Annotated in this window: 4 protein-coding genes and 4 pseudogenes (1 of these 8 cut by a window edge); 4 read left to right on the top strand and 4 right to left on the bottom strand. The window is 73.9% G+C overall.

Translation table 11 applies throughout. The features are described 5' to 3' along the window. Positions 1-247, bottom strand: a pseudogene (gene tyrS / locus Pflav_RS03570) (tyrosine--tRNA ligase); it reaches 1,027 nt to the left of the window's first position. 26 nt (positions 248-273) lie between these two features. Beyond that, a pseudogene (locus Pflav_RS03565) lies at positions 274-1,145 on the bottom strand (alpha/beta hydrolase). A 232-nt stretch (positions 1,146-1,377) separates the two neighbouring features. Here Pflav_RS03565 and Pflav_RS03560 point away from each other — a divergent pair. Next, positions 1,378-2,597, top strand: a pseudogene (locus Pflav_RS03560) (aminotransferase-like domain-containing protein). On the opposite strand, the gene Pflav_RS03555 reads toward Pflav_RS03560, so the two are convergent. Continuing rightward, positions 2,581-3,669: an alpha-hydroxy acid oxidase gene (locus Pflav_RS03555; protein ID WP_173033732.1), complete on the bottom strand. Its 1,089-nt coding sequence runs from the start codon at positions 3,667-3,669 to the stop codon at positions 2,581-2,583. The pseudogene Pflav_RS03560 and the gene Pflav_RS03555 sit on opposite strands and share 17 nt — an antisense overlap. Before the next feature lie 46 nt (positions 3,670-3,715). Here Pflav_RS03555 and Pflav_RS03550 point away from each other — a divergent pair, with 46 nt between their 5' ends. Further along, complete coding sequence (locus Pflav_RS03550; RefSeq protein WP_173033730.1) at positions 3,716-4,351, top strand: 4'-phosphopantetheinyl transferase family protein; 636 nt, start codon at positions 3,716-3,718, stop codon at positions 4,349-4,351. On the opposite strand, the pseudogene Pflav_RS03545 reads toward Pflav_RS03550, so the two are convergent. Continuing rightward, positions 4,337-5,286: pseudogene (locus tag Pflav_RS03545) on the bottom strand (ATP-binding cassette domain-containing protein). The gene Pflav_RS03550 and the pseudogene Pflav_RS03545 sit on opposite strands and share 15 nt — an antisense overlap. Positions 5,287-5,380: 94 nt before the next feature. On the opposite strand from Pflav_RS03545, the gene Pflav_RS03540 reads away from it, so the two are divergent. Together Pflav_RS03540 and Pflav_RS03535 are read left to right on the top strand one after the other, a co-directional pair. Continuing rightward, entirely contained in the window at positions 5,381-5,632 is a 252-nt protein-coding gene (locus Pflav_RS03540; protein WP_173033728.1) for an acyl carrier protein, read from the top strand. After that, positions 5,629-6,768: a nucleotide disphospho-sugar-binding domain-containing protein gene (locus Pflav_RS03535; protein ID WP_173033725.1), complete on the top strand. Its 1,140-nt coding sequence runs from the start codon at positions 5,629-5,631 to the stop codon at positions 6,766-6,768. Before Pflav_RS03540 ends, Pflav_RS03535 begins: the two co-directional genes overlap by 4 nt. Positions 6,769-6,831: the final 63 nt, after the last annotated feature.

Raw genomic sequence — 6,831 nt, 5'->3', positions numbered from 1 at the left:
TCTGGCCGGTCGCGCCGCCGACCAGCAGCAACGGGCGGTGTCCGGCCAGCTGCCACCGCCGCGCGGTCAACACCTGCATCAGGTGACCCACGTGCAGGCTGGGCGCGGTGGGGTCGAAGCCGACGTAGTACGTCATCGGTCCGGCCGCCACCCGGGTGCGCAGCTCGTCGAGGTCGGTGGAGTCTTGGAGGAGGCCCCGCCACTGCAGGTCGTCGATCAGATCCGTCACGGTCGGTATTGTCCCCATCGCCGGAGGAGATCTGCCACCCGGTTTCACCGGGTCGGCAGCAGGACCTTCCGCAGGTACTCCGCCGTCCGCGCGGTCGCCTCCCGGGCCGCCGCCAGTGTGCCGGTCATCGTGAAGAACCCGTGGGTCATGCCGTCGTAGCGGGCCAGCTCGACGGGTACGCCCGCGGCGCGCAGGCGCTCGGCGTACTGCTCGGCCTCGTCGCGGAGCGGGTCGTACTCGGCGGTGATCACGAGGGCCGGTGGGAGGCCGCTCAGGTCGGTGGCGCGCAGCGGCGAGGCGAGCGGGTCGGTGCCGTCGGCCGGGTCGGCGAGGTAGTGGCCCCAGTACCAGCTGACGGAGGTGCGGTTGAAGAAGTGCGGGTCGGTGTTGTCGCGGAACGAGGGGGTGTCGGCGCCGTACGCCACGTTGGGGTAGACGAGCACCTGGGCGGCGAGCGGCGGGCCGGACTCGCGGGCCTGGAGGGTGACCGCCGCGGCGAGGTTGCCGCCCGCGCTGTCCCCGGCCACCGCCACGCGGGCCGGGTCACCGCCGAGCTCGGCCGCGTGCGCCGCCAGCCACGACACCGCGGCGTGGCAGTCGCGGGGCGCGGCCGGGAATGGGTGCTCGGGGCGAGGCGGTACGCCACCGACACGACGAGGCAACCGGCGCCGGCGCAGAGCCGCCGGCAGATGCCGTCGCTGGTCTCGAGGTTGCCGAGCACCCAGCCGCCGCCGAAGAAGTACGCGAGCAGGGGCAGGGGCTCCCCGGTGGTGCCGGCCGGGCGGTAGAGGCGGGCGTCGAGGTCGCCGTCGGGCCCGGGGATGCGCAGTGACACCACCTCGCCGACGGGATGAGCGGTGCCCCGGTCGGCTTTGATGGACGCGAGGTCGGCGGCGCGGGCCTCGGCGAGCGACATCTCGTACAGCGGGCGGGCGCCGGACGCGGAGCGGTGGGCGCGCATCAACGCGAGCTGAGGGTGCAGGGGCATTCGGCCGTCCTCCTAGCGACTCTCGACGGCTCCTGAAGGCGCCGTCGATACGGTGAGACAACCGAAAACCCAATCCCCGCAACACATATTCGCATCGAGGTCTACCGACGTGCAACTCACCGACCTGCATGGCTCGTTGAGTGACCCGCTGCTCGACACGATGAACTTCCTGAACGAGGTGACCGCCCGCTTCCCCGACGCGGTCTCCTTCGCGCCCGGCCGGCCGTACGACGAGGCGTTCGAGCCGAGCGTGGTGGCCGGGTACTTGGACGCGTACGCGAAGTACCTGGAGCGGGACCGCGGCCTGTCGCAGCGGCAGGTCGGCGGGCTGCTGTTCCAATATGGACGGACGAAGGGCCAGATCCACGACCTTGTCGCCGCCACGATCGCCAACGACGAGGGCATCGAGGTGCCGCCGGAGTCCATCGTGGTCACCGTCGGCGCGCAGGAGGGCATGCTGCTCGCGCTCCGGGTGCTGTTCCGCGACTTCGCCGACGTGCTGCTGGTCGCCTCCCCTGCTACGTCGGCATCACCGGTGCCGCGCGGCTGCTCGACATCGCGGTCGAGCCGGTACCGGAGGGTCCGTCCGGTGTGGACGCCGGAGCGGTACGCGCGGCGGCGGACCGGGTGCGGGCGAGCGGGCGGCGCCCCCGCGCGCTGTACGTGGTGCCCGACTTCGCCAACCCGTCGGGCACGAGCATGCCGTTGAGCGCGCGGCACGAGCTGCTCGCCGCGGCGGTCGAGCAGGACCTGTACGTGCTGGAGGACAACCCGTACGGGCTCTTCGCCCGCACCGCCCAGCGCGTGCCCACACTCAAGCGCCTCGACGAGCACCGGCGGGTGGTCTACCTCGGCTCGTTCGCGAAGACCTGCTTTCCCGGGGCGCGGGTGGGATACGCGATCGCGGACCAGCCGGTGGTGGCGCCGGACGGGAGCGTCACGCTGCTCGCCGACCAGCTCTCGAAGATCAAGAGCATGACCACGGTGAACACCTCTCCGCTCGCTCAGGCGGTCGTCGGTGGGATGCTCGTCACGTACGGGTGCCGGCTGCGGGTGCTCAACGAGGAGCGGATCCGGCGGTACCGCGAACGGCTCGACGCGCTGCTCGCCGCGCTCGGCCGCTGCTTCGGCGGCGACCCCGGCTACGTGTGGAACGTGCCAGGCGGCGGGTTCTTCCTGGTGCTCACCGTGCCGTTCGTCGCGGACGAGGCGGCGCTGACCCGCTCGGCGCGCGACCACGGGGTGCTCTGGACGCCGATGAGCTATTTCTACGCCGGCGCCGGTGGCGACCGGCAGATCCGCCTCTCCTGTAGCTACCTTGAGGTGGACGAGATCGACGAAGGGGTGCGCCGGCTGCGGGGGTTCACCCGGGACGCGTAGCGAGCAACGACGAGTCCACATCGGATAGTCGGGGTCGGCCGGAAAGCACCATCGCGTCCTCCAGCTCCGCGGCGAGGATGTCGAGCACCGCCCGCGCGCCCGGCTCGCCGTCGACCGCGAGGCCCCACAGCGCGGGCCGGCCGACCAGCACCGCGCTCGCACCCAGCGCCACCGCGCGGAGCACGTCGGTGCCGGTGCGGATGCCGCCGTCCACGAGCACCGGGCCGCGCCCGCCCACCGCGGCGGCCACCTCGGCGAGCGCGTCGACGCTCGCGACCGCCCCGTCGAGCTGGCGACCGCCGTGGTTGGAGACCACCACCCCGGCCGCGCCGTGCGCCATCGCCAGCTCCGCGTCCGCGCCGGTCAGCACGCCCTTCACCAGTACCGGCAGGTCTGTCTGGGCGCACAGCCAGGCCAGGTCGGCCGGGCCGAGCGAGGGGTCGAACTGCTCGCGGGAGTGGCGTACGAGCGCGGACTCGCCGTCCACCGCCTCGTGTGCCCGCGCCATCACGGCCGCGTCCAGGTTCGCCGCGACGATGCCCGGGGGTACCGCGAAGCCGCGCCGCACGTCTCGCAGCCGCCGGCCGACCCGGGGTGTGTCGACGGTCAGCACCAACGCCCGGTAGCCGGCCGCCTCGGCCCGGCGCACGAGCCCGATGACGACCTCGCGGCGGCGGAACCAGTACAGCTGAAGCCACAGTGGACCCGGCGCGGCGGCGGCGATCTCTTCGAGGGTACGGCTGGCGAAGACGCTCACGACCAGGAGTTGGCCGGCCTCCCCCGCGGCCCGGGCCGTCGCCACCTCGCCCTCCGGGTGGGCCAGTTGGTGGTACGCGACCGGGGCCACCCCGATCGGCGCGCGGAGCGGGGCGCCGAGCAGCACGGTGGACAGGTCCGGCTCCGACACGTCGACGAGGAACCTCGGCCGCAGCACGTGGCGGGCGAAGGCGTCCCGGTTGGCGCTGAGCGTCTGCTCCTCGCCGCTCCCGCCGCGGATGTAGTCCCACACGCCGGGCGGCAGTCGTTCCGCGGCGGCCAGCTCGTAGTCCGCCACGGTCAGCGGGACGTCCACATTGGTCTCCTAGCCGGTCTCGAGGGCGGGCGGAAAGGATGTGGGCGTGGACGAGGTGCACGTGTGGCTGGTCCGGTCGCCGCTGCCGGCTCTGGTCCTCGCCCGCCTGGCCGGGCTGCTCGACGAGCGCGAGCGGGCCCGCGCCGGTGCGCTTGACCCGGTGCGGCGCCGCCGGTTCGTGGCCGCGCACGGCGCCGCCCGGCTGCTCGTCGGCGCGCGGGTCGGCGTCGCGCCGCAGCTGGTGCGCTGGACGTTCGGGCCGCACGGCAAGCCCGAGGTCGACGGGGTGCGGGTGAGCCTGTCCCACTCCGGTGACCTGGCCGCCGTGGCGCTCACCCCGGCGCGGGCGGTCGGCGTCGACGTCCAGCGGCACACCCCCGGCCTCGACACGCTCGCCATGTCCGCGCGGTACTTTCCGGCGGACGAGGCCCGCCACGTCGCCGGGAGCGAGCAGCGGGCCGCCGCCTTCGCCACCCTGTGGGCGCGCAAGGAGGCGTGCGTGAAGGCGACCGGTGGGCGGCTCACCCAGGGGCTGGCGCTGCCGGTGTCCGCCGGCCCGGTGGTGCGTGGCATGTACCACGTGGTGGATGTGCCGGTGCCGGACGGCTTCGCGGGCGCGGTGGCGCTGCGCGGGCCGGAGCCGATCCGGGTCACCACCGCGTGGTGGTCAGTCACGGAGTGAGCGGCCGGTCTTGGCCAGGAAGACGTCATCGAGGCTGGGCCGGTGCAGCTGGATCGAGTCGAGGTCGAGCCGGGCCCCGTCGAGCGCCCGCATCACCTGCGGGATCGCCGTGGCCCCGTCGTCCACGTAGAGGCGCAGGCCGGCCGCGTCGGTCTCCAGCTTCCGCACGTACGCCGCGCCGTCGAGCAGCGCCGCCGCCTTCGGGGTGGCCCCGTTGAGCCCGACCACGAGCACGTCGCCGGTGATCTCCCGCTTGAGCTGCTCCGGCGACCCCTCGGTGACGATCTCACCATTGTCGATGATGGCGATCCGGTCGCAGAGCGCGTCGGCCTCGTCCAGGTAGTGCGTGGTGAGGAAGATGGTCATCCCGCCGTCCCGCAGCCGCCGGATCTCGTCCCACATGTGGGCGCGGCTCTGCGGGTCCAGGCCGGTCGTCGGCTCGTCCAGGAACACCAGCCGGGGGCGGTGGATGATGCCGAGCGCGATGTCGACCCGGCGCCGCTGCCCGCCGGAGTACGTGCGGCAGGGCCGGTCGGCGTACTCGGCCAGCTGGAACGCCTCCAGCGCTTCGGCGGCCCGGCGGCGCGCCTCGCCCTTGCTGAGCCCGTACATCCGCGCGTGCAGCACAAGCTCCTCGCGGGCGGTGGAGTCGTCCCAGGTGCTCCCGCCCTGCGCCACGTACCCACCCGCACCCGCACCTGCGCCGGGTCCTTCAGCAGGTCGACGCCGGCGATGGTGGCCTCGCCGCCATCCGGCTCGATGAGGGTGGTGAGCATCTGGAGGGTGGTGGTCTTGCCGGCGCCGTTCGGCCCGAGGAAGCCGAAGATTTCGCCCTCTCGCACGTCGAGGTCGACGCCGCGCACCGCTTCGACGACCGTCGCCTTGCGGCCGCGGCCGGACCGGTAGGACTTGCGCAGACCCCTGGTCACAATCATGGACCTCACTGTAGGAGCCGGCTCTCGAAGACCCGTGGAGGCGGGCTAAAGGGCGCTCCCGCCTTGCCCCGCAAGGGGATAACGTGAGACCACTATGGACATCTTGCGGGAGCTGACCGGTCTGCTGCGCGACGCGACCGGCGAGGACGAGCGGTGGGCCGAGGCGGTCACACCGCAGAGCCGGCTCGAAGACGACCTGCGGCTGGAGAGCGTGGAGCTGGCCGCGCTGGGCGAGGCGCTGCGCGCGCGGTACGGCGTGGACCTGCCCGCGTACCTGGCCGGCCTCGACCTCGACGAGCTGATCGACCTGACCGTCGGCGACCTCGCCCGGCTGGTGACCCCGTGAGCCGCTTCCTGTTCGTCGCTCCGCCGCTGGCCGGGCACGTGTACGCGGCCGGCGCAGTCGCCGGCGTCCTCGCGCGGCGGGGGCACGAGGTGGCCTGGGCCGGCCCGGAGAGCGCGCTGCGCCGGATGCTCGGCGACGGCGTGACCGTCTTCTCGACCGGTATGCGGCCCTACCGCGGGCAGCGCGACCGCGGCCTGCGGGCCGCACGGTCGCTGTGGGAGGGCTTCGTGCTGCCGTACGCGCGGTTCACGCTGCCGGCGGTGGAGAAGGCGATCGCCGAGTTCGCCCCGGACGTGGTGGCGGTCGACCAGCACGCGCTCGCCGGCGCCGTGGCCGCGCACCGGCACGGCGTGCGCTGGGCCAGCCTCGCGCCGCAGTCGATGGAGCTGACCCGCCCGTTCCGGTCACTGCCCGAGGTGGAGCGCTGGATCGAGCGCCGCATCGCCAACGCGGGACTCTCCATTGGGGATGGTGCCGACCCGCGCTTCTCGCCGCACCTGGTGCTCGCCTTCACAAGCCCGGCGCTGACCGGTCCGTACGACTTCCCGGCACACTACGCGCTCGTCGGGCCCGCGCTCGGTGACCGCGCGACCGCCCCGGACTTTCCGTGGGACGCGCTCGATCCGGCCCGCCGGTCGGTGCTCGTCACGATGGGCACGCTCGCCGAGGACGTGGCCCGCGACTTCTTCCCCCGGATGGTCGGCGCGCTGCGGATGCTGGAGGGTCGCGTGCAGGCGGTCGTGGCCGCGCCGCCCACCGCGGTGCCGGATCCGCCGCCGGGCACTGTCGTGCTGCCGCAGGTGCCGGTGCTGGAGCTGATGCCCCGGCTGTCCGCCGTGGTCTGCCACGCTGGGCTCAACACGGTGTGCGAGGCGCTGGCCCACGGCGTACCCCTCGTGGTCGCGCCCATCAAGCACGACCAGCCGGTCACCGCCGCGCAGGTGGTCGCGGCCGGCGCGGGGGTACGGGTGCGGTTCGGCCGCTCGGGCGCCGGGGAGCTCGCGGCGGCGCTCGCCGCGGTGCTGGACGAGCCCGGCTACGCGGCGGCGGCCGGGCGGGTGCGGGATTCGTTCGCCGCGGCCGGGGGTGCCCCGGCCGCGGCGTCACACCTGGAACTGCTGGCGCCTCGCCCATGACCGTCCTCGCCTCGCTGCGGGCGGCCATGGGCTCCCCAAGCGCACTGCGACTTTTGGTCGCTC

The organism is Phytohabitans flavus (assembly GCF_011764545.1).
GTDB classification, from domain to species: domain Bacteria; phylum Actinomycetota; class Actinomycetes; order Mycobacteriales; family Micromonosporaceae; genus Phytohabitans; species Phytohabitans flavus.
Note: the sequence above shows the minus strand (reverse complement) of the source record. Positions and strands in the feature narration are given on the sequence as shown.